This is a genomic window from Bacillus sp. FSL L8-0152 (genome assembly GCF_038006365.1).
Classification (GTDB): domain Bacteria; phylum Bacillota; class Bacilli; order Bacillales; family Bacillaceae_G; genus Bacillus_A; species Bacillus_A cereus.
On sequence record NZ_JBBOVB010000001.1, the window covers coordinates 1410776 to 1433221 of the forward strand.

The following is a 22446-nucleotide window of genomic DNA, read 5'->3' on the forward strand; positions in this document are numbered from 1 at the left end:
GGTAAGATCCCCACCTCAAAATTCAGTGAAAGCAATGGGGGGCTTCCCGTAAAAGCCCGATTGGTGAGGGCTGGTTATATGTGAGTAATGAACTTTATTTTGAAACAGGAGGCGGGGATAATGCTAGATCAGATAAAAAAATAAAGTCTGCATGCTCACGAATTTTAGGGATAGAAGTTTCAATAACGCGTGATGTAATTTCACCTGGGGGGCCCACATGCCCGATAGCTACCATAATAGGCTTTTCTTGAATTTTTTTGATGAGTAATTGGGCTTGTTTTGAAATATGTCCTGCTGTATACACATCATCAAAAAATAGTTGGTTTTCAATAATAGGAACTCCTAATTCTTTTCCTATTTTTGGGACGACACTATTAGGATTCGTTTTACTATCTAAGTAAAATAAACCGTGTTTTTTACAAGCAGCAAGTATAAGGCGAACAATTCTTTCATCTGCTGTTACTTTTGACCCCATATGATTGTTCATTCCAATTGCATGCGGAACTTCTTGAATTGCTTGTTCAAGTCGGTTGTTTATTTCTTCATCGCTTAAATCGGTTGTAATGGCTTTTGGTCCAAGCCATTCTTTTTTACCTTTAATAGGTTCCATTGGCATATGTATAATAACTTCATGACCTTTTTTATGGGCAGCTATTGCATCTTCTTTTGTGGAAGGAAGAAAAGGCATAACAGCAACAGTTAGTGGAATTGGAAGTGACAACATTTGATTAGTCCCCTTCATATTATTGCCGAAATCATCAATGACAATAGCAACTTTATTCGTATGAGCAGTTGCTTGAATAGGAAATAAGAAGGACGGTAAAAACAAAATAATGATGAATAATGCAATCGTATATTTTCGCATATAAATATTTCCTTTCTCTTGTTATCCCGCTATTTGTGGGTAGTAAGACTCCCACCTCAACATTGGGCTGGATAGGTGGGAGATTCACTGTCAATAAACGCTCGATTGGTGAATGCTAATAATCAGTGGGGCTGAACAAAAAACACTGATGAAAGTTTCACTTTATCAATCATCATTATGTTTTGCTTTTTTATATAAATTAAACAAAAAATGTCGAAGAAAAGTAGGTGGAAAATTAAGAATCCCCGGTTTACGTAGAATTTGTAAAAAAAGAAGATGAAAAAAATGTCTATTATTGCGAATGTATTTACAAAGATAGAATAATTTGTAATAATTCTCAAAGTGAGGGTAAAGATTTGTAAATTACAGGGAGAAAATGTTAAATTTTCTGATTCTTCAAATTTGCATATGATTAAGTAGTTAAAAAAGTCAATGGAGAAGTGAACTTGAGAGCATGGAAGTATAATAAGGGGGATATGGATGTTTACTGTAAAAAGGAAGTACACATTAGAAAAGCTTTCACGTGATATTCATATGAAACGTGAAGAAATGATTCAACTAGGATTAACAAGTGGGCTAAATAGTAAGGAGACAATTCAAGTTAGTCAAGAATTGGACAAGCTTATTTTACAATATCAGTGTTATAAAGAAAAACAAACACCGAAATGGTTTTCAATTATAAAAATACCTATTTTCCAAATCGGGTATGAAGGAAAATCAAATAATTTTTGGCGAATGCTTGTCGCTGGTTTTATGAAATAAGTATAATTACCCTTATAGGATAAGGATAATTATACTATGTGTAACGGAATTTCGATATGAACTGTCGTTCCTTCGTTTTCTGTACTGTCAATAAAAATATGCCCATTATACATCTCTACAATTCGTTTACATATGACAAGTCCAAGACCTGTTCCAGTATCTTTATTAGTAAAGAACGGATGAAAGAGGTGTTTTTGAATATGTTGTGGAATCCCTTTCCCAGTATCTATAATCTGCAATTGTGCATGTGTTTCATTGTTTTTTACTACAATGGTTAGTGTATCATTAGAAGTCATAGCCTCAATTGCATTTTTTGTAATGTTTAAAACCACTTGTTTCATATGGTCTTTCGAACAACGGATATGAACAGGATGGTCTGGCAAATGTAAATGGAATACAATGTTATGTAAATTCGCCTCAGATTGAATAATTAATGCTACCTCATTTAGAATTGTTCTTACATCATATGTTTGTTCGATGATGGCGGTTGGCTTTCCGAGAATAAGAAATTCACTTACAATTTCATTGATTCGCTCTATTTCTTGTTCAATTACGGAAAAGTAGAACTGATCTTGTTCATCTTTATATTTCTCTTTTAATAGAGCGACGAGTCCTTTAATTCCAGTAAGAGGATTACGGATTTCGTGTGCTGTACTTGCTGCAAAAGTTCCAACTAATTCAATTTTCTGTAGTTCGTTTTGTTGTCTTTCAAGTTTTGTTTGACGTTTTAACAACATATATTGAGCAAGTAAAAATAAAATAGACATTAAAAATAAAGTAGCGATACACTCTATTGCAACCCACTGGTATAAGGTTTTCTGATGAATAGGTAATGGAGAAACAGAGACCTTCCAATTTAATCTTTGGAGTGGGGTAGTAAGCATATTAGAATGCGTATCACTTGTGTCGTTATTATCATCGGTTAGAAACACTACATCATGTTTATCAGTTACCTCAAAATGGTATTGTGGTTTAATGGCATTTAAAGAAGATGAAATGTAATCAAAGCGTAAACTAGCTAATAATAATCCTGAGAGCTCTTTCTGTTTATTGAATATGGGGGTAGCAATCATAATAGCTTTATGTCCAAGAACGCGATCAGTAATGACTGATGATACAGTGGTTTTTTTAGTTTGTAGCACGTCTTGAATATATTTACGGTCTGAAACATCTATAGGCTTTGATTCATCTTCAGATGCGATTGTAATGACCCCTTCTGGTGTAGCGTAATATAAACCAGAAAAGCGTGCATCGTTCCCATCTGTATCATGTACAATTTGTTTAATGCCGTTTATATTACCAGTCTCGGTGCCTACAACTTTTGCAAGCATGTCTAAAGCAGAAATTGCTTCACCAAGATGATGATCTAAATAATCTCTATATAAAAAGAGAACTGTATGAGCGGATAATTTGTTTTCCTGTTTCATTTTATATGTATGATACGAATAAAATGTAGCACCAATCCCTATTGTCGGTAGGATAACAAGCAATATATATATAATTATGCTTTGGAATTTGACTTTCAAATGTGGTACTCCTTCTTTTTTTATTATCATTATATATAAACTATGTTAAAATTGTCATGTTTTTATTCAAGAATGATTCTTAATATATTAGGGGAGAGGAAATGGATGAGTGAATGCTCATTCGGAATTCACATGAAGTATGAAGTGGCATTTTCTTTTTATTGGTGAGAATTTAAGTGAAGGGTTGAAAGTTGTATGACATCAAATAATGAACGAGAAGATATTTCTCAATCTTTAAAAGTATTTATTGCATTATCTCGTGTACATCGTTCTGTTATGGATACTACAAATAAATCTATACAAAGTAACGGATTAAATCCAACTGAATTTGCTGTATTAGAACTGCTATATCATAAAGGCGGTCAACCACTCCAGCAAATTGGTGAGCGCATTTTAATAGCCAGTGGCAGCATTACATATGTTGTAGATAAGCTGGAGAAAAAGGGATTAGTAAAGAGAATCCCATGTCCGAATGACAGACGTGTTATTTACGCGCAATTAACTGAGTCTGGCGAGAGCTTTATTGCTTCTATTTTTCCGGGGCATGAGAAAGTTATACATCAGTCTTTTGAAATGTTAACGAAAGATGAAAAAGATGAATTACTTGATCTATTAAAAAAAATTGGGAAGTATGAAAAATAATAATATGTTCCAAAGGAGCTTTGGATAAATAAATCCAGGGCTTTTTTATTTGCAATGAACTCAGAGTAGTCACTGCCGAATTTTGTTGAAAATTAAGAGGGAATTCGAGAATACGTATTGAATTATAATAAAGGTATGTAATGGAGAGGAGGCTCGTTCATGTCATTTAAAGACTATGAATATAAACGCCCAAATATTGAAGAGTTAAAAGAGAAATTTACTGTTGCTTTAGAGAAGTTTGATAACGCAAAAACTGTAGAAGAACAAAAACAAGTCATTCATTCAATTAATGAAATTCGCAACGATTTTGGTACAATGGGAAACCTTTGTTACATTCGCCATTCTGTTGATACGACGGATACTTTTTATAAGGAGGAGCAGGATTTCTTTGATGAATTCTCTCCAGTTGTACAAGGATATGGTACAAAATATTATAAGGCACTTATTAATTCTCCATTTCGTGAAGAATTAGAGGCGTATTATGGAAAACAATTATTTGCTCTAGCAGAATGTGATTTAAAAACATATTCAGATGAAGTCGTGAAAGATTTACAATTAGAAAATAAATTATCGTCGCAATATACACAGTTATTAGCATCTGCAAAAATTGACTTTGCTGGAGAAGAAAGAACGTTATCGCAATTGATTCCGTTTATGCAAGGAAAAGAAAGAAGCGAACGTAAAGCAGCAAGTGAAGCATACTACGGATTTTTAGCTGGAAATGAGGAAGAACTAGATCGTATTTATGATGAGCTTGTTAAAGTGAGAACGAAAATCGCAAAATCTTTAGGTTTCAAAACCTTTGTTGAACTTGGATATGCAAGAATGTACCGTACAGATTATAATGCGGAGATGGTGGCTAATTACCGTCAGCAAGTGCTGGATTATATCGTTCCCGTTACAACGGAATTAAGAAAGCGACAACAAGCACGTATCGGTGTAGAGAAGTTAGCTTATTACGACGAAAACTTTGAGTTTGCTACAGGTAACCCAACTCCAAAAGGAGATGCGGATTGGATTGTTGATCATGGAAAGACGATGTATAAAGAGTTATCGGCTGAAACAGATGAATTTTTCAATTTCATGCTAGATAACGATTTATTAGATTTAGTTGCGAAAAAAGGAAAAGCTGGTGGCGGATATTGTACATATATTGAGAATTATAAAGCGCCGTTTATTTTCTCAAACTTCAATGGAACATCTGGTGACATTGATGTATTAACACATGAAGCAGGTCATGCTTTCCAAGTATATGAAAGTCGTAAATTTGAAATTCCAGAATATAATTGGCCAACATATGAGGCATGTGAAATCCACTCTATGAGTATGGAATTCTTTACATGGCCATGGATGAAGCTATTCTTTGAAGAAGATGCAGATAAATATTACTTCTCTCACTTAAGTTCAGCACTTCTGTTTTTACCTTATGGTGTATCTGTTGATGAATATCAACATTATGTATATGAAAATCCTGAAGCATCACCTGAAGAGCGTAAGACAGCGTGGCGTAACATAGAGAAGAAATATTTACCGCATCGTGATTATGAGGATAATGATTATTTAGAGCGCGGTGGTTTTTGGCAACGTCAAGGGCATATTTATAGCTCACCTTTCTATTATATTGATTACACGCTTGCTCAAATTTGTGCGCTACAATTTTGGAAACGTGCAAGAGATAATAGACAAGAGGCATGGGAAGATTATGTGAATCTGTGCCAACAAGGTGGAAGTAAATCGTTCTTAGAATTAGTAGAAGTTGCAAATTTAACATCACCATTTGCTGAAGGCTGTGTGAAAAGTGTTATTACAGAAATTGAAGCATGGTTACATGCGATTGACGACACAAAATTGTAAAAAACATGCGCTTTTTTTCACATGTTTAACATCGACATAATGGGAAAATGATGAGATAATAAAAGAAAATTCAGAATACTAAAGAGGTGTTTCTAATAAGGAGCACCTCTTTTCACCAACAAAAAGGGGGGAAAGAAGTATGCTTCAATCTAATATGGATGTGAGTTTAGAAAGTTTAGTAAGCTCATTACAGTCTACTCGAAGCACGCTATTATCAGAAATTGAAATGTTAAATGATACAGAAGTGAATGTAAAGCCACGCCGTGATAAATGGAGTATTATTCAAATTTTACACCACTTGCATTTAGTTGAACAATCTGTCACGTCTGCCCTTGTATATGCTTTACAAAAAAATGAAAGAAACATGACTCCATTTAAAGACCTCCAACTTACGCTTGATCGCACACATAAACGAGAAGCTCCTCAGCAAATGCAACCAACAGAAACTTTAATGAAAAAACAGCAAGGAATTCAATTACTAGAACATTCACGACAAGAACTATTACATGCGCTTCATAGTGTTATAGATGAAAAAGATCTATTTGAAAATGGATTAAAGCATCCTGTTTTTAATGATCTGAATTTGTATCAATGGGTTCAATTTCTTGATTTGCATGAACAAAGACATCTTACGCAATTAAAAGAGGCGAAACATGCAATTTTGCAGCGCTAAAGTGGAAGAAGTGGGAAACCACTTCTTTTTTTGATACGTGCATAGTTTTCTTTCTTATTTTGGAATACTACATGGAGAAAGAAAAGAAGGAGTTGAAAAAATATGTCTAAGAAGAAGCGAGAAGAAGAGCGCGCCTGGAAAGCGCGTAAAGAAAATCAACAACCGCACGGAAAAGTGAAAGCTTTTGCTGAATTAGTTGAAGGAACAGAAAAAACGTGATGATTATTTCATCACGTTTTTTGTATGAGTGGAAAAGTTAATAAAAAGGTTGTACCGATTCCTTTTTCACTTATAATATCAATTTTTCCATTCATAGCTTGAACAACACTGAATACGACCATCATTCCAAGTCCAGTGCCTTTTTCTTTCGTTGAATAGAAAGGCGAGCCAAGACGTTTTACTTGTTCTGAATCCATACCGACTCCTGTATCTTTTATATATAACTGAATATGCTTATGATCAGGAACTAATGTGAAATAAAGATCACCGCCTTTTGGCATAGCCTCAATACAATTTTTTAAAATATTTAATAAACATTGATTTAGTTTTTGCTTTTCTCCAGCGATAAAAAAAGAAGTGCTTTGCTTTATATAATGAGTACGTACATTTGTTAAATTAGCAAGCGGTGTAATTAACGACAATGCATGTAGTAATTCTTCTTCTAACTGTAATGTTTGTTCTTTTTCAATGCTTGGTTTAGCAAAGGTTAAATAATCTGTAAGAACATGATTTGCTTGTTCAATGCCGTTAATGGCAATGTCGATATATAATTTTCGTTCCTGCTCAGTGCATGTATCTGATTGTAACAGTTGTAAAAACCCTTTTGTTGAAGTTAATGGATTGCGAATTTCATGAGAGATAGACGCTGCCATTTCACCAATTAAATGAAATTTTTCAGCATTTATAAGTTCGTTTTGGAGACGAACTTGAGTTTGTAATATGTGTAGTAAATATAAAATTAGAATCGTACCAAGCATTGAACATAACTCATACACAATAATATGCGGTATATAATCAGTCTTATTTGTAACCTTTGAAAGGAAGAAGGGTATCCAACTAAATCCGTATGTGAGACTGTAGATAATAGCAAGTGTTATTTTTATACGATTAGAAGTTCGATTGAAAAATTTATATGTTAATAGTAGAACAATAAATAGAAGAACAGAACCGATAAGAGATGGGAAAACACCGATCCCACCTAATAATAAGCGATATATGTTTAATACAACTAAGATAGAACCACCAGCAATAGGCCCTCCCGTTAATGTACCGACAATTAATACAATATGGCGCATATCAAATTGAAAACCATTATTTGTTTTTGCTGCAAATGTAATACAGAGTACGGTAGCGAGGCAACAGAGTACAATGAATATAGCTGAATTTAATTTAGGAGAGCGTTTCCCTTTTTGATTCCAAAATAAATGATATACGAGCATTGTAATCAGGATGAATAATATATTTAAAAAGAGATAAATAATAAAGGATTTCAGTGGGATGCCTCCTCTCTTCTTATATTAAATTAATCATACTATAAAATGAAAGAAATGAAATGATAAATAGCGGAAAAATCAGAAATTTTTACGCTAGTATACAATATGTTACAATAAGCTGTGTCAATGAAAGAAGAAATTCCGTGCACCGCGCGGGAGAGGTTCGCGAACTCCCTCTATAAAAAACTATGGAAACAACAATATCCTTAGGTATTGTTTTGTTTTTTTATTGTGACAGTTCAAGAACGTTCTTTCTTCTTATTTATAGTAGAGAAGGAGAATGAGTGAAATGAAAAAAGAAAAAGCAGTTGTTGTTTTTAGTGGAGGACAAGATAGTACGACATGTTTATTTTGGGCAATAGAGCAGTTTGCGGAGGTAGAAGCTGTAACATTTAATTACAATCAACGTCATAAGCTAGAAATTGATTGTGCAGCGGAAATTGCAAAAGAGCTAGGAATAAAGCATACGGTACTAGATATGAGTCTATTAAATCAACTTGCTCCAAATGCGTTAACGAGAACGGATATGGAGATTACACATGAAGAAGGTGAATTGCCGTCGACATTTGTAGATGGACGAAATTTACTCTTCCTATCATTTGCTGCTGTATTGGCAAAACAAGTTGGAGCACGTCATATTGTAACCGGTGTATGTGAAACTGATTTCAGTGGTTATCCAGACTGCCGTGACGTGTTTGTGAAATCGTTAAACGTTACTTTAAATTTATCTATGGATTACCCGTTTGTCATTCACACGCCACTTATGTGGATTGATAAAGCTGAAACATGGAAATTATCAGATGAACTTGGAGCATTTGAGTTTGTTCGGGAAAAAACATTAACATGTTATAACGGAATCATTGGTGATGGTTGCGGTGAATGTCCAGCATGTCAACTTCGTAAAGCAGGATTAGATACGTACCTACAAGAACGCGAAGGAGCGAACAACTAATGGATAACTTTTTTGGATTTCGCATCGTAGAGAATTTGCAAAAAATGGACAAGGATATTCAGCGTAAACAACTCAAATACCATAATAAAAGAGTAATGGTCAGCAAGGAATTTACATTTGATGCAGCACACCATTTACACTGTTATGAAGGGAAATGTAAAAACTTACATGGTCACACATATAAAGTTGTATTTGGAATTAGTGGATATGTAAATGAAATAGGTCTTGCAATTGACTTTGGAGATATAAAAGAAATTTGGAAGAATGAAATCGAAATTTATTTAGATCATCGTTATTTAAACGAAACGTTACCTGCAATGAATACGACTGCTGAAAATATGGTCGTTTGGATTTATGAAAAGATGGCAGAAGCACTAACAAAAGAGAATCGAGTGAACGAATATAAAGGAGCTCGCGTTGAATTTGTTCGTCTCTTTGAGACGCCGACTAGTTATGCGGAAGTAAGACGGGAGTGGATGCTTGATGAGTAAAATCCCTGTCTTAGAAATATTCGGTCCGACTATTCAAGGTGAAGGAATGGTTGTAGGGCAAAAGACAATGTTTATCCGTACAGCTGGTTGTGATTATAGCTGTGCTTGGTGTGATTCTGCTTTTACGTGGGATGGATCAGCTAAAGATCAAATTAGACAGATGACACCAGAAGATATTTGGGATGAGCTTGTTGCAATTGGAGGAGAAAATTTTTCTCATGTTACGATTTCAGGCGGAAATCCGGCATTACTGAAAAATATTGAGTTTCTTCTTTCAATATTAAAAGAAAATGGAATGCGAACGGCAATTGAAACGCAAGGGAGTAAATGGCAAGATTGGTTACTTCAAATTGATGAGGTAACAATTTCTCCAAAACCACCAAGTTCGACGATGAAAACAGATTTTCAGAAGTTAGATGCTATTATTCAGAAACTAGCAGGAAAAGATATTAGTTTAAAAGTAGTAGTATTCGATGATCATGATTTTGAATATGCAGTTAAGATGCACGAACGTTATCCAGGTGTACCATTTTTCCTGCAAGTAGGAAACGATGATACAAAAACAGTGGATGATGCGATGCTTATTAAAAAATTATTAGATAAGTATGAGTGGCTGATTGATAAAGCTGTAAATTGTAAAGAGATGAATGATGCAAAAGTATTGCCTCAGCTTCATGCGTTAGTATGGGGAAATAAACGCGGCGTATAACGAGAAGGGATGTTTAAAATGACTGGAAGATTAGATGAAGATTTAAAAGATGTAACATTATTAGGAAATCAAAATACAAAATATTTATTTGAATATAGCCCAGAAATATTAGAGGTATTTGATAATAATCATCCAAACCGTGATTATTTTGTAAAATTCAATTGTCCTGAATTTACAAGTTTATGTCCGAAAACAGGACAACCAGATTTTGCAACAATTTATATTAGCTATATTCCAGAGCAAAAAATGGTAGAGAGTAAATCTTTAAAGTTGTATTTATTTAGTTTCCGCAATCATGGTGATTTCCACGAAGATTGCATGAACGTTATTATGAACGATTTAATTAAATTAATGGATCCACGTTATATTGAGGTATGGGGGAAATTCACACCACGTGGTGGCATTTCAATTGATCCATACTGCAACTACGGTCGCCCAGGGACGAAGTATGAACAAATGGCTGACTACCGCATGATGAACCACGATCTATATCCGGAAACAATTGATAATCGTTAATAGAAAGAAAGGGCCTGTATACTATACAGGCCCTTTCTTTCTATTATATTATGCATTTTGATTAATGACAGTATAGTTTTTATGACTTACAACTGTAAGAGGTTCCATATCTAGTTCTCTAAAATTCTTCATAATTGTTATATCAACAATAACAGAGTTTTGATTTACTTTTTGAACACGGCCTTGCATTCCACCTTTAAATTCGATGATATCTCCAGTTTCTGCGATCTGCATAAGCAACTCTCCTTGTTACAGTTTTCCCAAAAAAAGAATAAATTTGGTTTTTTTTTATTTCCTCCTATTTTGAACCATATTTCCTACTTTGTAAATGTTTCCAAAGTAAAAATTCGAAAAATATTCACTTTTTGTAAGAAAATATGTAGAAAATCCATGTTATTTGAAAAAAATAGCAAAAATGCGGGAATCTTTATATCGAGGTATAATGAAAAAGTAGAATAACCTGCTGAAGTGGGAGAAATTAGAGGCGGTAAAATGATGTTTGAATTTGTGGGGAGTGTTATAGCTTTAATTTTATTTTTATTTTCTTATATGCATTTAAAAAAGATTCGTCAATATGATACGAGTACATATTTTGATGGGATGGATGGTATCCATGCTTCGATACCGCATGATAGTGGTGGGGAGATGTAAAGGTATATGACTTTCTTTTCTTGCGTGGTATGATGTTTAGAACTAGTGCATAATAGAGTTCGTAAGTGATGAATGGAGAGTGAAAAGAATGAAGATTTCTTTTATTCGTCATGGTTGTTTAGGTCGTATAAGAGAACCGATGACAATTAATTCATTTCACGAATGGATGAAACAGTATGATTCCGAGTCAATGATACAAAAAGCTAAAATGCCGATAGAAACAATAGAGGCAATTGAAGCAGCGAAATTTGTCTTAACAAGTGATCAAAGACGTGCTGTACAATCAGCAGCTGAATTAACGGATTCTTTATCTTTTATGCAAAACTCTCTTTTTAGAGAAGCTGAAGTTCCTTCATACTTTTTTGCTCCGAAGTGGTTGAAATGCACAATTAAGGTATGGATGTTCATTGGGCGCACATTATGGATACTTGGCTACCATAAAGATGTTGAGTCTTATAAGGAAGTAAGAGAGAGGGCAAAGCAAGCGGCTTACCTGTTACATCGTTATGCTCTCGTACATGGAAGTATTGCTCTTGTAGGTCATAATTATTTTAATTCGATGATTGGAACGGAGCTGAGGGCAATGGGATGGTCTGGTTCTCCTATTTTGCATAGAAAGCCATGGGGATGTACAACATATACGTTTCACGAGGCGATGGATGGAAATATATTAAATACGAATTTAACATAAAAGCACACGATTTATATAAATCGTGTGCTTTCTTTTTAAGATATAGAAATTTTGACGTTTAATGGTTTTACGAGATGAGCATAAGGTTCGCCTACTAGCATAACAATTTCATCTTTTTTATAACCTAACTTTTCGTATAGTGAATAGGCGCGTGTGTTTTCTAAATTAACAAGTAAAGCGATTTTTTCATGCCCTTTTTCAGTTGCATAGATTTCGGCAGCTTCAATTAATTTAGAACCAATACCTTTTCCACCGTGTGCACTTGAAACTGATAATGTATCAATGTAATACTCATCAAGCTCAGCTTCTTTTTCTAACGTAATTGATTCATCTTTATGTAATTCTCTTAAGTGATGTACAATTGGTGCGTCAAGCTGTGTTGCTTCACTACCGTGATAAGCGACAATAATTCCAACTGCACTCTCGTCTTGTTCATAAATAAAACAGTTTTCGTAGCTCAGACGGTTATTTTCTTTTGAGAACCATGTCTCAAGTCCTAGTAATACTTCTGCTTCAACTGTGCTACCTGTGATTTTTTCAGCAATTTCATGCAGAGCATTATACAATAAAGGAGCTATTGCCATTGCATCTGTCTTTTTTGCTTTCCGAATCATAGTATCCCTCCTAGTTCTATTTGTATATTGTAGCATAGTGGTATGGAACTTTGCATAATTGAATGCCGAAATGTTTGATATAGAGAAGTAGCTATGTTAGTATATGATATTTAGTGGACATATAGTAAAACGATATTGTTTGCGAAATAACGAAAATAAAATCATGGCATAACAACAAGATAAAGTGAAATGTTAATCAGTAAGATTTTTTGTTCATTCCACGACTGATTAGTAGTCAACACCAATCGGACTACCCGCAAATAGCGGGATAATTTTACAGTTGTTGACCTATAGAATATACGATAGAATAAAATATTGCAGAGAGGTGAAATACATGGATAAAGAATTAGCAAATACAATTTTAGATCAGCTGAAAAATGGTGAAATAACGGAGTATGTTGTTACGAAAGATGTATTTTATACGTTCAGAGAAGTTGTTGTAAATAGAGAAGACTTTAAGCATTTCATTGGTAACGCACAGCGAGGCGGGCAAGTGATTTATACATATTCAGAAACGCCACGTTCATAAAGGGGAATTTTGATCAGCAGGGCATCCTTCACCAACTGGACGTTTAATGCGGGATAAATAAAAGATAAAGGAGAGGGGAATTATGGGCGATTTTAAACAAGGCATTTTACCACATTGGGATTATATGTGGAAAGATAGAGCCGGCAATAGATTTATGGGAATGGTTATGTATCCAGAGAAACGAAAATGTTCAGCAAAAATGCTTCAGAAAATAAAAAGAGCATATGAAGAAGCGATAGAAATTAAAGTAACTGTACAAGTTCAACATACATATCAGTATGTAGAAGGAATGATTGTATACTTTGATGAAGAGGCTCCTGTATGTACAATGCTTGATAAAGATGAAAATCCACATCACATATTTGTAAAAGATATTTTGCGTATTGAGCACTCTGAATAAACTTTTCATAAATAAATTGAAGTTCCATAATAATAATCTTTTTCTATAATAGTTATCTTTTAGTATGTAACGAGAGACGAAAGTATATGTATAATATATTTAATAAGGTAAATTTGATAAATGTAATCGTTTTTTAGAGCAGATTATCGTTTCATATCTGTTCTTTTTTGCGTGATGCTAGAGAAATATATTTCTTCAGCATCTACCGTTTTATGACAAAATATATTGTTAACTTTTTTAAAAATAAGGTTAAATTCGTTGACAACTTTTTTGAAAAGCACTTTATTGACATGAGTTTTAGAATGTTGTTTCATAGTCATTGTATTGAAAAAAAACGGCTATCATGTCGAAAAGTAAAAGTTAAAAAAAGAAAGAATTTATACATATATCTTGTGTCTTATTTTGAAACGTAATACAATATATAGAGAAATCAAGAACAACATATAGAGAATATAGATTTGAGAGGGAGGGTCGGAAATGTTAGTTGCATATGATTCTATGACAGGAAACGTGAAGCGTTTCATTCACAAATTAAATATGCCGGCCGTTCAAATTGATGAAGATCTAGTAATAGATGAAGACTTTATTCTTATTACGTATACAACAGGTTTTGGCAATGTACCAGAACGTGTTTTAGACTTTTTAGAGCGCAATAATGAAAAATTAAAAGGCGTATCTGCAAGCGGCAATCGTAACTGGGGAGACATGTTCGGTGCAAGTGCTGACAAGATTTCTACTAAATATGAAGTGCCTATTGTATCAAAATTTGAGTTATCTGGAACAAATAACGATGTAGAATATTTTAAGGAAAGGGTGCGGGAGATTGCGACACATTGAACTGAATAATGAAATCACGCAAATGCAGGACGGTTTTTATCAGCTTCATAAAGATAAAGAGGCATTAGAAGTCTTTATGGAAGAAGCTAGAGAGAATACCGTTCCTTTTAATAGCGTGGCAGAGCGAATGGAGTATATGAAAGAACATGATTACTATTACAACGTTCTGGACGAGTATAGCTTGGAGGAAGTAGAGGAAGTATATAACATCGCTTATGGTGAAAACTTCGAGTTCCAATCTTATATGGCAGCATCTAAGTTCTACAAAGATTATGCGTTAAAAACGAATGATCAAAAACAATACTTAGAAAGCTATGAAGATCGTGTAGCAATTGTTTCATTATACTTAGGACGCGGTGATGTTTCGAAGGCAAGACAATTCGCAAGCATGATTGTAAAACAAAACTACCAACCAGCGACACCAACCTTTTTAAATGCGGGAAGAAGCAGAAGAGGAGAAATGGTGTCTTGTTTCTTGTTAGAGATGGACGATAGCTTAAATTCGATCGGCTTTAACATTAATACTGCGATGCAATTATCGAAAATCGGCGGGGGAGTAGCTTTAAACTTATCTAAGCTACGCGCACGTGGTGAGCAAATTAAAGGTATCGACAATGCTGCAAGTGGTGTAGTACCTGTTATGAAATTGCTTGAAGATTCGTTTTCATATGCGAATCAACTTGGCCAACGAAAAGGTGCCGGTGCAGTATATTTAAACATTTTCCATTGGGATATTATTGAATTCCTTGATACAAAAAAAATAAATGCCGATGAGAAGAGCCGTATTCAGTCTCTATCAATCGGAATTATCGTTCCAAGTAAGTTCTTTGAGCTTGCTGAGAAAAATGAGCCTTTCCATGTTTTCGCACCTTATACGGTTTATAAAGAATATGGCAAGCATTTAGATGATATTGATATTGATGAAATGTACGATGAATTAATGAGCAATCCGAAAGTGAAGAAGAAGCCACTAGATATTAGTGCACGTGATATGCTTATTAAAATCGCTATGATTCAGCTTGAGTCTGGTTACCCATACTTAATGTTTAAATCAAATGCAAATAATCAACATCCATTGAAGGATATTGGAACTGTGAAGATGTCGAACTTATGTACAGAAATCTTCCAGCTTCAAGAAACTTCAGAAATAAATGATTACGGTACAGATGACATTATCCGTCGTGATATTAACTGTAACTTAGGATCGTTAAATATCGTAAACGTAATGGAAAATAAAGAAATTCGTGAAGCGGTTCATGCAGGAATGGAAGCTTTAACAGCTGTTTCTGATATGACGATCATTCCGAATGCACCAACCGTGAAAAAAGCAAATGACGAGCTTCATTCAGTTGGACTTGGAGCAATGAATTTACACGGGTATTTAGCAAAAAATAAAATCGCTTATGAAAGTGCAGAAGCGAAAGAATTCGCTCGTACATTCTTTATGATGTTAAATTACTACTCTATTGAGAAAAGTATGGAAATCGCTACAGAAAAAGGCGAGACATTTAAAGACTTCGATAAATCTGATTATGCGAATGGCACATACTTTGAAAAGTATGAAACGACAGATTACAGCCCAGTAACTGAAAAAGTTCAGCAACTATTTGAAGGAATTCATATTCCAACAAAAGAAGATTGGACAAGTTTAAAAGAGCAAGTGCAAAAGAATGGTTTATACAACTCATATCGTCTTGCCATTGCTCCAACACAATCAATCAGTTACGTTCAAAATGCAACTTCAAGCGTAATGCCGATCGTAAGTCAAATCGAATCAAGAACATATGCGAACGCGACAACATATTATCCAATGCCGTATTTATCAAAAGATACGTTCTGGTACTATAAATCTTCTTACGATATGAATCAGTTTAAATTAATTGATTTAATCGCAGAAATTCAAGAACATATTGACCAAGGAATTAGTACAATTCTTTACGTTAATAGTGATATTTCAACACGTGAATTAGCACGTTACTACATCTATGCACATAAAAAAGGCTTAAAGAGTCTGTATTATACGAGAACACGTAAATTAAGCGTGGAAGAGTGTGTGGCGTGTACCGTTTAATGGCATATTGCCATACTAAATGAATAACCCAATAGTATGAGCAGGGTTATGAACCCTGCTCATACTTGGTTTGTTCTACTAAACGGTTAGCTTTTCATTGTTAGATGGAAATTTAACCGTTCAGTAGAACAATAATAGATATAGGGGTGATTCAATGCGCGCTGTTAACTGGAATAAAAAGGAAGATGATTTCAGTTTAATGTTTTGGAAGCAAAACATCGCTCAGTTTTGGACAGAAGAAGAAATCGCGGTTTCGTCTGACAAAAATACTTGGGTGCAATTATCGAAAGAAGAGCAAATTGCTTATAAGCGTGTATTAGGTGGTTTAACACTTTTAGATACGAAACAAGGTGGCGAAGGAATGCCACTTGTACTTGTTCATCTTGAAAATTTACAAGCGAAAAGTGTATTAGCTTTCATGGGAGCTATGGAAGAAGTACATGCGAAAAGTTATAGTCACATTTTCACAACATTAGCTACAGAAGAAGAAATTGATGATATTTTTGACTGGGTAGACAATCATCCGTTACTTGAGAAAAAAGCTGGTATTATTACTAGTTACTATCGTCGTTTATTAAAGCCTGAAGTAACGAAAAAAGAGTTATACATGGCAATGGTAGCAAGTGTGTTCTTAGAAAGTTACTTATTCTATAGTGGATTCTTCTATCCACTTTACTTAGCTGGTCAAGGTAAACTGACGGCAAGTGGTGAAATTATTAACCTTATTATCCGTTAACTTATGGCGGCTTTTGGTAGAGATACCAATTGAAAAACCCTTTTAATTGCTGGGACCCCCTATTGTAAATTTATCTGTATTATTATTGATGAATATATGCATTCAGGTTATTCTCTAACTATCAATAGATGGAAAGGAGAATAGCTGATAGGGCAATCAGCAGCGAAGCCTTTATCTAGCGATAACATGTACGGAATTTACTATTTAAAAATCAATGGGAAGTATTATATTGGTAAAGATGTGAACGTTTCAAATTTAAAACGAATTAGGGAACATATGTGGATGTTAAAGAGTGGTACACATTATAATAGGTATTTACAAGCAGTATATTGTAAATATGAATCCACTTTAGAATATGGAATTCTAGAGGAAATAGAATGTTCATTGGAAGAATTGAGTGAGATTGAGCAACAGTATATTTGGCTATATGATTCTTATAATAATGGCTATAACTTGACATTAGGCGGAGAAGGATTGGATGGAATTAAATTCACTGAAGAACAATTAGAGAAGAAAAGGCAACGTGTTATAGGTGAAAAAAATCCACAATCAAAAATTACAGATGCACAATTTTTTGAGATTGTAGAACTACTAAAGTGCGGAAAGACAAATCCAGAAATTGCTGATATGTATAATCTTCATCCTAATTATGTATCTTTAATTCGACATAAGAAACGTTATAAATATCTTTGGGGAAAAGTACAAAATTATTTGCCGGTTAAATCTGAACACCAACTGAAAACAAGGGGACGTGTTACTCTTGAAATGTTTTTGGATATCGTTCAGATGCTACAAGCCGGTGAATCTAATGCATCCATTGAAAGAAAACATGGGTTATCGAGCGGCACAGGAAGCCGTATTAGACATCGAAAACTGTATAAACAGTGGTGGGTGCGATACGTAGATAAAGGAACGTTCAACGACTATCCCAATGGCGGTGAAATTCCGCAAGAGGAGTAGGGCCAAGCGGTGGGTGAGAATCCCTTAAATCGAAATGGAGGGCTACCTGAGAAGGTAGATGATATAGTCTCTTCTTACAGGAAACTGTAAGCTGTATAAACGGCATAGGAGTAGCGAACTTATGTGAAGGTAAAGGATGAGTCAATTCACGGCGTATTCGTCGGTATTTTAGCACAACAAATCTTCGCAGAACTTTCTGCAGAAGAGCAACAAGAAGTGCAAAAAGAAACACAAGAGTTATTAATGGAACTATATGAAATTGAAATGGCCTATACAGAAGAAATTTACACTTCTATCGGTCTTGTAGAAGATGTAAGTCGTTTCGTTCGTTACAATGCGAATAAAGGGCTTATGAACTTAGGACTTGAGCCGAAGTTTGAAGAAGAAGAAATTAACCCAATCGTTTTAAATGGTTTACGTACAGATACGAAAAACCATGATTTCTTCTCTGTAAAAGGAAATGGTTACGTAAAAGCAACGAACGTTGAAAAGTTAGCTGACGATGACTTCGTGTTTAACTTTTAATATAGGATTATAAAGAAAAGCTGTCTTATTCATTGATAAGACAGCTTTTCTTTATAATTTTGTTTACATAACACTATTATTTCTATATAGCGATTTATGTTTGGGAAGTTCTATTCGGTTAACGGATAGAACTTTTTGTAATTAAATGGGTATTTACAAACTTTTTGTATCAGTGTATTATTTAACTAGTACACTGATACAAAAGGAGGGAAGAAATGAAAATAGAGTTTTCTCCAAATATACCAATTTACATTCAGGTAATGGAATACATAAAAAAAGAGATCGTAACAGGACATTTATTGCCTGGTGATAAAATTCCCTCTGTCCGTGAATTAGCGAGTGAATTACAAGTGAATCCAAATACGATTCAGCGTACATTTCAAGAGCTAGAACGGGATGGAGTTGTTGTCACACGTAGAGGAATGGGACGGTATGTAACGAATGAAGGGGAGAAAATTATGGAGCTGCGAAAAGAGATGGCGAAAGAATTGCTTCATTCTTTTATAGATGGAATGGACAATTTAGGTTTTTCAGAAGAAGAAATTCTTACAATTCTTCGTTCTTCATTACATGATAAGGGGGAGGAGAGCCAATGACAGAGCTATTGAAAATAGAAAACTTATGGAAGAGATACGGATTAAAAGCAGTGATCCGTGAATTAAACATAGAGATTACGGAAGGGAAAATCGTTGGGCTTGTTGGAGATAACGGGAGCGGGAAAACGACGTTATTGAAAATGATTGCAGGCTTGCAACACCCTTCTGAAGGTAGTATTACAATAGACGGTAAAAAGGTAGGGTTACAGACGAAAGAAATTGTTTCATTTATGTCCGATAAGCCAATCTTTGATGATTGGATGACTGTAAAAGACGCTTTATTTTTCTACCGAGATTTTTATAAAGACTTCGATATTCAAAAAGCGGTAGATACGATTGCAGAATTTAAAATACCGTTAGAAGAAAAAATTACAGCATTGTCAAAAGGTATGGTTGAGAAGCTGCAAATCATTTTAACATTTTCTCGAAAAGCGAAGCTATACGTACTGGATGAGCCATTGGGCGGGATAGATCCTCTTTCTAGAGAACATGTATTGGATCTAATTCTACAGTTCTATAGAGAAGATTGTACGATATTAATTTCCACTCACTTAATAAATGAAATTGAAAATATTTTTGATGAAGTGATCTTTTTAAAAGATGGAGAAATGGTTCTATATGAAAATGTAGAAGAAATTCGTTTTCAGAGAGGAAAAGCAGTTCATGAATTGTTTAAGGAGGTGTTTAGTAAGTGAAGTCAGTACTTTCCTATTTATGGAATGTAAATAAGAAAAGATATATTGTTACTTTTTTATTCTTTGTGCTAATTGAAGCTGTGTTATTTTCACAAATGATTGTAAGAAAAAGTGATGCGGCTATCAGTAGACAAGAGGGTATATTTGGAATCATTATGATTATATTTTTCTTTTATATTGTTTATATGTTTATACAAACAATGAAATCATATTCACGCTTACTAACTAATCCGATGTTACGACTTACAGCAATATCTGGGAAACAATATGTAATTTCTATGCTTATTTTCTCATTTATCGCAATGGCTATATGGTATGGGATATGTGGAATTCTTTTCTACGTAAGTTATATATTAGCTTTTCCTACGACTTCTGTATATGTAGAGGCAAAAGAGATTATGCAAGTAGGCATAATTAATAATTTAATATATACGATAAGCGATTTATTTGAGTTTTTGTTTAGTGTGTTACAAATCATATTAGTAATTACTCTAGTTAAGTTACTTACGAAAAAGAAAAAGGCGCAAAATATACTAATCGTTATTATTTTTCTAGTAATAAATATAGCGATTACTTTAGCGACAACCTTGCTAGGAAAATTAGCTCCAGCTTTCCAAGTATTGCGAAGAGTAGAATATCATAGTGAAAGCAAGAGTCTGTTTATTAATATGTTTCAAGAAAATGGATTTAACATTTTTAATATAAGTTTCATGGTAATGGTTAGTGCTCTAATAATATATGTAATTGCTTATATTATCGATAAAAAACTAGAAGTCTAAAGGAGGAATCAGCATTGGGAAACGTAGTAGTAAAGTTAGAGAATGTTCGAAAAAGGATTGGTGGAACGGAAATTATTCGTGGTTTATCATTTGAGGTTCGTGAAGGAGAAGTATACGGATTCCTTGGGCCGAACGGTAGCGGTAAGACGACGACGATCCGTATGATGACAGGTCTTATTTCAATGACAGAGGGCGATATTACAATTTGTGGATATAGTATTCGCTCGGAGCGTGAAAAGGCACTAGAGCAAATTGGAGCGATTGTAGAAAATCCTGAACTATATGATTATATGACAGGAATGCAAAACTTAAAGCATTTTGCGAACATGGCCATTACTCCAATTAGTAAAGAGCGCATTGCTGAGATTGTAAAGCTTGTTGAATTAGAGCATGCGATTCATAAAAAGGTGAAAACATATTCACTTGGTATGAAACAACGTTTAGGAATTGCACAAGCATTACTTCATCAGCCGAAAATCTTAATTTTAGATGAGCCGACAAATGGATTAGATCCAGCTGGTATTCGCCAAATTCGTGATTATTTACAACGTTTAGCGAAAGAAGAGAATATTGCTGTAATCGTATCAAGTCACTTATTGAGTGAAATTGAATTAATGTGTGATCGCGTTGTTATTATTAAACAAGGTGAGTTTGTACAAGAGTACAACTTACATGAAAAAGTGAAACATGATGAGGCAGTCGTTGTAGCGTTTGAAGTAGATGAAGTTCAGAAAGCAAATGAAATCATTAAAGGTAAAGCAAAAGGGAATGTAATTGTAGCATCTGTAACAAAAGACAACATTCCGCAACTTGTAAAAAAACTTGTTCATGCTGATGTGCTTGTATACGGAGTTACTGTTCAAAATAAAACGTTAGAGGATGAGTTCTTAGCGATTACTGGGGGAGTGAAAGCGTAATGTTTAAATTAATTCAAAATGAATTTTTAAAGTTGCATGCGAAAAAAGGTATGTATATTTTAATTGGTGTCATTGCGGCACTCGAAATTTTAGGTACTTTAGCAATGTTGAAGTGGGGAAAAGGTGATGAGTTTAAGGGATCATATTTAGATTATGCAAACTCAGAGATTGGCTTAATTGTTTTATTTACAACGATTTTTGGGATTACACTTGCTGCCCGTACTCTTACTGATGAGTTCCAAAAAGGTACAATTAAACAATTGTTAATCCGTCCAAGAAAAAGACTTGCAGTTTTATTTTCTAAATATATTACAGTGTTATTAGCAATGTTATTTATCGTATTAGCTGGTATGCTAATTGCAATGATTATTGGCGGTATTGTAATGGATGGTAGTAAAACAGAATTAACGTTAGGAATCGTAATGAAGTCCACTTTATATCAACTACTTTCACCATTCTTTTTTGCAACACTTGCATTTTTCCTAGCAAATGTCTTTAGAAAGTCTGTATTACCATTAATTATTACGATGTTCCTATTCTTCTTACAAGGTGCAATTAACATGGTATTAATAATGTTTGCAAAAGGTGTAGCGAAGTTTGTAGTATTCAACCATTTGGATTTAAGAGCTTACGATAGTAATAAATTAATCAATGGTGGAATGGAACCAACATTTACAGAATTTACGTTTACAACTTCATTATTACTTGTAGCTGCATACTTTGTTGTGTTACTTGTAGCATCAAGTGCATTATTCCAAAAACGTGACGTATTATAATAAAAGAAATCCCCGCTTGTAAAAACGGGGATTTTTATTACATAAATTTCACTTGGATTGCAACTTGAAGAACAGCGATATGGTATTTTAAGAGCTATGCTGTTTGAAATGATTTGAGAAAAATAGGAAGGATTTCAACTATATTCATATTATAATTTAGTTATCCTGCTATTTATAGGGAAAGGA

Annotated in this window: 26 protein-coding genes, 2 pseudogenes and 1 riboswitch; of the genes and pseudogenes, 23 read left to right on the plus strand and 5 right to left on the minus strand. The window is 34.2% G+C overall.

The window, feature by feature from the left end; translation table 11 throughout:
* Positions 1-94 precede the first annotated feature (94 nt).
* Positions 95-865: a divergent polysaccharide deacetylase family protein gene (locus MHH27_RS07130; protein WP_098284167.1), complete on the minus strand. Its 771-nt coding sequence runs from the start codon at positions 863-865 to the stop codon at positions 95-97.
* 480 nt (positions 866-1345) lie between these two features.
* Here MHH27_RS07130 and MHH27_RS07135 point away from each other — a divergent pair, with 480 nt between their 5' ends.
* Positions 1346-1627: an aspartyl-phosphate phosphatase Spo0E family protein gene (locus MHH27_RS07135; protein WP_000495527.1), complete on the plus strand. Its 282-nt coding sequence runs from the start codon at positions 1346-1348 to the stop codon at positions 1625-1627.
* Between the two features lie 29 nt (positions 1628-1656).
* Here MHH27_RS07135 and MHH27_RS07140 read toward each other — a convergent pair whose 3' ends face one another.
* Positions 1657-3153 (minus strand): DUF3149 domain-containing protein, encoded by a 1497-nt coding sequence (locus MHH27_RS07140; RefSeq protein ID WP_025118332.1) that lies wholly within the window; start codon positions 3151-3153, stop codon positions 1657-1659.
* A 195-nt stretch (positions 3154-3348) separates the two neighbouring features.
* On the opposite strand from MHH27_RS07140, the gene MHH27_RS07145 reads away from it, so the two are divergent.
* The 4 genes from MHH27_RS07145 (at position 3349) to MHH27_RS07160 (ending at position 6541) form a co-directional block, all read left to right on the plus strand.
* Positions 3349-3795: a MarR family winged helix-turn-helix transcriptional regulator gene (locus tag MHH27_RS07145; protein WP_090975890.1), complete on the plus strand. Its 447-nt coding sequence runs from the start codon at positions 3349-3351 to the stop codon at positions 3793-3795.
* Between the two features lie 159 nt (positions 3796-3954).
* Positions 3955-5649: a M3 family oligoendopeptidase gene (locus tag MHH27_RS07150; protein ID WP_063546912.1), complete on the plus strand. Its 1695-nt coding sequence runs from the start codon at positions 3955-3957 to the stop codon at positions 5647-5649.
* Positions 5650-5788: 139 nt separating this feature from the next.
* Positions 5789-6322 carry a DinB family protein gene (locus MHH27_RS07155; RefSeq protein ID WP_000941977.1) on the plus strand — a complete coding sequence of 178 codons (534 nt, stop codon included), beginning with the start codon at positions 5789-5791 and terminating at the stop codon, positions 6320-6322.
* A 102-nt stretch (positions 6323-6424) separates the two neighbouring features.
* On the plus strand, positions 6425-6541 hold the full coding sequence (locus MHH27_RS07160; RefSeq protein WP_000038355.1) for a DUF6254 family protein: 117 nt from the start codon (positions 6425-6427) through the stop codon (positions 6539-6541).
* 11 nt (positions 6542-6552) lie between these two features.
* Here MHH27_RS07160 and kinB read toward each other — a convergent pair whose 3' ends face one another.
* Positions 6553-7761: a sporulation sensor histidine kinase KinB gene (kinB, locus tag MHH27_RS07165; protein ID WP_000964151.1), complete on the minus strand. Its 1209-nt coding sequence runs from the start codon at positions 7759-7761 to the stop codon at positions 6553-6555.
* A 206-nt stretch (positions 7762-7967) separates the two neighbouring features.
* Positions 7968-8011, plus strand: a riboswitch (PreQ1 riboswitch).
* Between the two features lie 93 nt (positions 8012-8104).
* Between kinB and queC the strand changes: the two genes are divergently transcribed.
* Genes queC through queF form a run of 4 tightly spaced genes read left to right on the plus strand, consistent with a single transcriptional unit; the run spans position 8105 to position 10483 of the window.
* Positions 8105-8767 carry a 7-cyano-7-deazaguanine synthase QueC gene (gene queC / locus MHH27_RS07170; RefSeq protein WP_000711595.1) on the plus strand — a complete coding sequence of 221 codons (663 nt, stop codon included), beginning with the start codon at positions 8105-8107 and terminating at the stop codon, positions 8765-8767.
* The gene (gene queD / locus MHH27_RS07175; protein WP_000368414.1) at positions 8767-9258 is read left to right on the plus strand and encodes a 6-carboxytetrahydropterin synthase QueD; all 492 of its coding nucleotides are present in this window, start codon (positions 8767-8769) and stop codon (positions 9256-9258) included. Before queC ends, queD begins: the two co-directional genes overlap by 1 nt.
* Positions 9251-9967, plus strand: coding sequence for a 7-carboxy-7-deazaguanine synthase QueE (gene queE / locus MHH27_RS07180; protein WP_000036299.1), 717 nt, complete (start codon positions 9251-9253; stop codon positions 9965-9967). Before queD ends, queE begins: the two co-directional genes overlap by 8 nt.
* Before the next feature lie 18 nt (positions 9968-9985).
* On the plus strand, positions 9986-10483 hold the full coding sequence (queF, locus tag MHH27_RS07185; RefSeq protein WP_001986050.1) for a preQ(1) synthase: 498 nt from the start codon (positions 9986-9988) through the stop codon (positions 10481-10483).
* Positions 10484-10531: 48 nt separating this feature from the next.
* On the opposite strand, the gene MHH27_RS07190 is transcribed toward queF, so the two are convergent.
* A complete protein-coding gene (locus MHH27_RS07190) occupies positions 10532-10717 on the minus strand; it encodes a YkvS family protein (protein WP_001165082.1) in 186 nt (61 codons plus the stop codon).
* Positions 10718-10978: 261 nt separating this feature from the next.
* Here MHH27_RS07190 and MHH27_RS07195 point away from each other — a divergent pair, with 261 nt between their 5' ends.
* Positions 10979-11134 (plus strand): hypothetical protein, encoded by a 156-nt coding sequence (locus tag MHH27_RS07195; RefSeq protein ID WP_176545674.1) that lies wholly within the window; start codon positions 10979-10981, stop codon positions 11132-11134.
* Between the two features lie 88 nt (positions 11135-11222).
* Complete coding sequence (locus tag MHH27_RS07200; protein ID WP_075720137.1) at positions 11223-11825, plus strand: histidine phosphatase family protein; 603 nt, start codon at positions 11223-11225, stop codon at positions 11823-11825.
* Positions 11826-11860: 35 nt separating this feature from the next.
* Here the strand turns inward: MHH27_RS07200 and MHH27_RS07205 are convergent, their stop codons facing one another.
* A complete protein-coding gene (locus tag MHH27_RS07205) occupies positions 11861-12439 on the minus strand; it encodes a GNAT family N-acetyltransferase (RefSeq protein WP_000619547.1) in 579 nt (192 codons plus the stop codon).
* Between the two features lie 334 nt (positions 12440-12773).
* On the opposite strand from MHH27_RS07205, the gene MHH27_RS07210 reads away from it, so the two are divergent.
* The 12 genes and pseudogenes from MHH27_RS07210 (at position 12774) to MHH27_RS07265 (ending at position 22260) form a co-directional block, all read left to right on the plus strand.
* Complete coding sequence (locus MHH27_RS07210; protein WP_000356686.1) at positions 12774-12968, plus strand: hypothetical protein; 195 nt, start codon at positions 12774-12776, stop codon at positions 12966-12968.
* A gap of 82 nt (positions 12969-13050) precedes the next feature.
* Complete coding sequence (locus MHH27_RS07215) at positions 13051-13368, plus strand: hypothetical protein (protein ID WP_000502199.1); 318 nt, start codon at positions 13051-13053, stop codon at positions 13366-13368.
* Positions 13369-13845: 477 nt separating this feature from the next.
* The gene (gene nrdI / locus MHH27_RS07220) at positions 13846-14205 is read left to right on the plus strand and encodes a class Ib ribonucleoside-diphosphate reductase assembly flavoprotein NrdI (RefSeq protein WP_000959447.1); all 360 of its coding nucleotides are present in this window, start codon (positions 13846-13848) and stop codon (positions 14203-14205) included.
* A complete protein-coding gene (nrdE, locus tag MHH27_RS07225; protein WP_001215839.1) occupies positions 14192-16276 on the plus strand; it encodes a class 1b ribonucleoside-diphosphate reductase subunit alpha in 2085 nt (694 codons plus the stop codon). The genes nrdI and nrdE overlap by 14 nt, the downstream gene beginning before the upstream one ends.
* A 154-nt stretch (positions 16277-16430) precedes the next feature.
* Positions 16431-17009 (plus strand): annotated as a pseudogene (locus MHH27_RS07230) (ribonucleotide-diphosphate reductase subunit beta); the annotation flags it as partial.
* A 189-nt stretch (positions 17010-17198) separates the two neighbouring features.
* A complete protein-coding gene (locus MHH27_RS07235) occupies positions 17199-17972 on the plus strand; it encodes a GIY-YIG nuclease family protein (protein WP_258131792.1) in 774 nt (257 codons plus the stop codon).
* A gap of 129 nt (positions 17973-18101) precedes the next feature.
* Positions 18102-18497, plus strand: a pseudogene (locus tag MHH27_RS07240) (ribonucleotide-diphosphate reductase subunit beta); the annotation flags it as partial.
* A 215-nt stretch (positions 18498-18712) separates the two neighbouring features.
* Complete coding sequence (locus MHH27_RS07245) at positions 18713-19093, plus strand: GntR family transcriptional regulator (RefSeq protein ID WP_098256708.1); 381 nt, start codon at positions 18713-18715, stop codon at positions 19091-19093.
* Positions 19090-19788 (plus strand): ABC transporter ATP-binding protein, encoded by a 699-nt coding sequence (locus tag MHH27_RS07250; protein WP_000137741.1) that lies wholly within the window; start codon positions 19090-19092, stop codon positions 19786-19788. The genes MHH27_RS07245 and MHH27_RS07250 overlap by 4 nt, the downstream gene beginning before the upstream one ends.
* A complete protein-coding gene (locus MHH27_RS07255) occupies positions 19785-20567 on the plus strand; it encodes a hypothetical protein (RefSeq protein ID WP_000843919.1) in 783 nt (260 codons plus the stop codon). The genes MHH27_RS07250 and MHH27_RS07255 overlap by 4 nt, the downstream gene beginning before the upstream one ends.
* Before the next feature lie 14 nt (positions 20568-20581).
* Positions 20582-21484 carry an ABC transporter ATP-binding protein gene (locus MHH27_RS07260; RefSeq protein WP_258131791.1) on the plus strand — a complete coding sequence of 301 codons (903 nt, stop codon included), beginning with the start codon at positions 20582-20584 and terminating at the stop codon, positions 21482-21484.
* Entirely contained in the window at positions 21484-22260 is a 777-nt protein-coding gene (locus MHH27_RS07265) for an ABC transporter permease (protein ID WP_000475427.1), read from the plus strand. Before MHH27_RS07260 ends, MHH27_RS07265 begins: the two co-directional genes overlap by 1 nt.
* Positions 22261-22446: the final 186 nt, after the last annotated feature.

Bases quoted from the DNA above. Each gene is read 5' to 3' on its own strand.
- MHH27_RS07130 (WP_098284167.1), bottom strand. From the start codon at position 865: ATGCGAAAATATACGATTGCATTATTCATCATTATTTTGTTTTTACCG.
- MHH27_RS07135 (WP_000495527.1), top strand. From the start codon at position 1,346: ATGTTTACTGTAAAAAGGAAGTACACATTAGAAAAGCTTTCACGTGAT.
- MHH27_RS07145 (WP_090975890.1), top strand. From the start codon at position 3,349: ATGACATCAAATAATGAACGAGAAGATATTTCTCAATCTTTAAAAGTA.
- MHH27_RS07150 (WP_063546912.1), top strand. From the start codon at position 3,955: ATGTCATTTAAAGACTATGAATATAAACGCCCAAATATTGAAGAGTTA.
- MHH27_RS07155 (WP_000941977.1), top strand. From the start codon at position 5,789: ATGCTTCAATCTAATATGGATGTGAGTTTAGAAAGTTTAGTAAGCTCA.
- MHH27_RS07160 (WP_000038355.1), top strand. From the start codon at position 6,425: ATGTCTAAGAAGAAGCGAGAAGAAGAGCGCGCCTGGAAAGCGCGTAAA.
- kinB (WP_000964151.1), bottom strand. From the start codon at position 7,761: ATGCTCGTATATCATTTATTTTGGAATCAAAAAGGGAAACGCTCTCCT.
- queC (WP_000711595.1), top strand. From the start codon at position 8,105: ATGAAAAAAGAAAAAGCAGTTGTTGTTTTTAGTGGAGGACAAGATAGT.
- queD (WP_000368414.1), top strand. From the start codon at position 8,767: ATGGATAACTTTTTTGGATTTCGCATCGTAGAGAATTTGCAAAAAATG.
- queE (WP_000036299.1), top strand. From the start codon at position 9,251: ATGAGTAAAATCCCTGTCTTAGAAATATTCGGTCCGACTATTCAAGGT.
- queF (WP_001986050.1), top strand. From the start codon at position 9,986: ATGACTGGAAGATTAGATGAAGATTTAAAAGATGTAACATTATTAGGA.
- MHH27_RS07190 (WP_001165082.1), bottom strand. From the start codon at position 10,717: ATGCAGATCGCAGAAACTGGAGATATCATCGAATTTAAAGGTGGAATG.
- MHH27_RS07195 (WP_176545674.1), top strand. From the start codon at position 10,979: ATGTTTGAATTTGTGGGGAGTGTTATAGCTTTAATTTTATTTTTATTT.
- MHH27_RS07200 (WP_075720137.1), top strand. From the start codon at position 11,223: ATGAAGATTTCTTTTATTCGTCATGGTTGTTTAGGTCGTATAAGAGAA.
- MHH27_RS07205 (WP_000619547.1), bottom strand. From the start codon at position 12,439: ATGATTCGGAAAGCAAAAAAGACAGATGCAATGGCAATAGCTCCTTTA.
- MHH27_RS07210 (WP_000356686.1), top strand. From the start codon at position 12,774: ATGGATAAAGAATTAGCAAATACAATTTTAGATCAGCTGAAAAATGGT.
- MHH27_RS07215 (WP_000502199.1), top strand. From the start codon at position 13,051: ATGGGCGATTTTAAACAAGGCATTTTACCACATTGGGATTATATGTGG.
- nrdI (WP_000959447.1), top strand. From the start codon at position 13,846: ATGTTAGTTGCATATGATTCTATGACAGGAAACGTGAAGCGTTTCATT.
- MHH27_RS07235 (WP_258131792.1), top strand. From the start codon at position 17,199: ATGTACGGAATTTACTATTTAAAAATCAATGGGAAGTATTATATTGGT.
- MHH27_RS07245 (WP_098256708.1), top strand. From the start codon at position 18,713: ATGAAAATAGAGTTTTCTCCAAATATACCAATTTACATTCAGGTAATG.
- MHH27_RS07250 (WP_000137741.1), top strand. From the start codon at position 19,090: ATGACAGAGCTATTGAAAATAGAAAACTTATGGAAGAGATACGGATTA.
- MHH27_RS07265 (WP_000475427.1), top strand. From the start codon at position 21,484: ATGTTTAAATTAATTCAAAATGAATTTTTAAAGTTGCATGCGAAAAAA.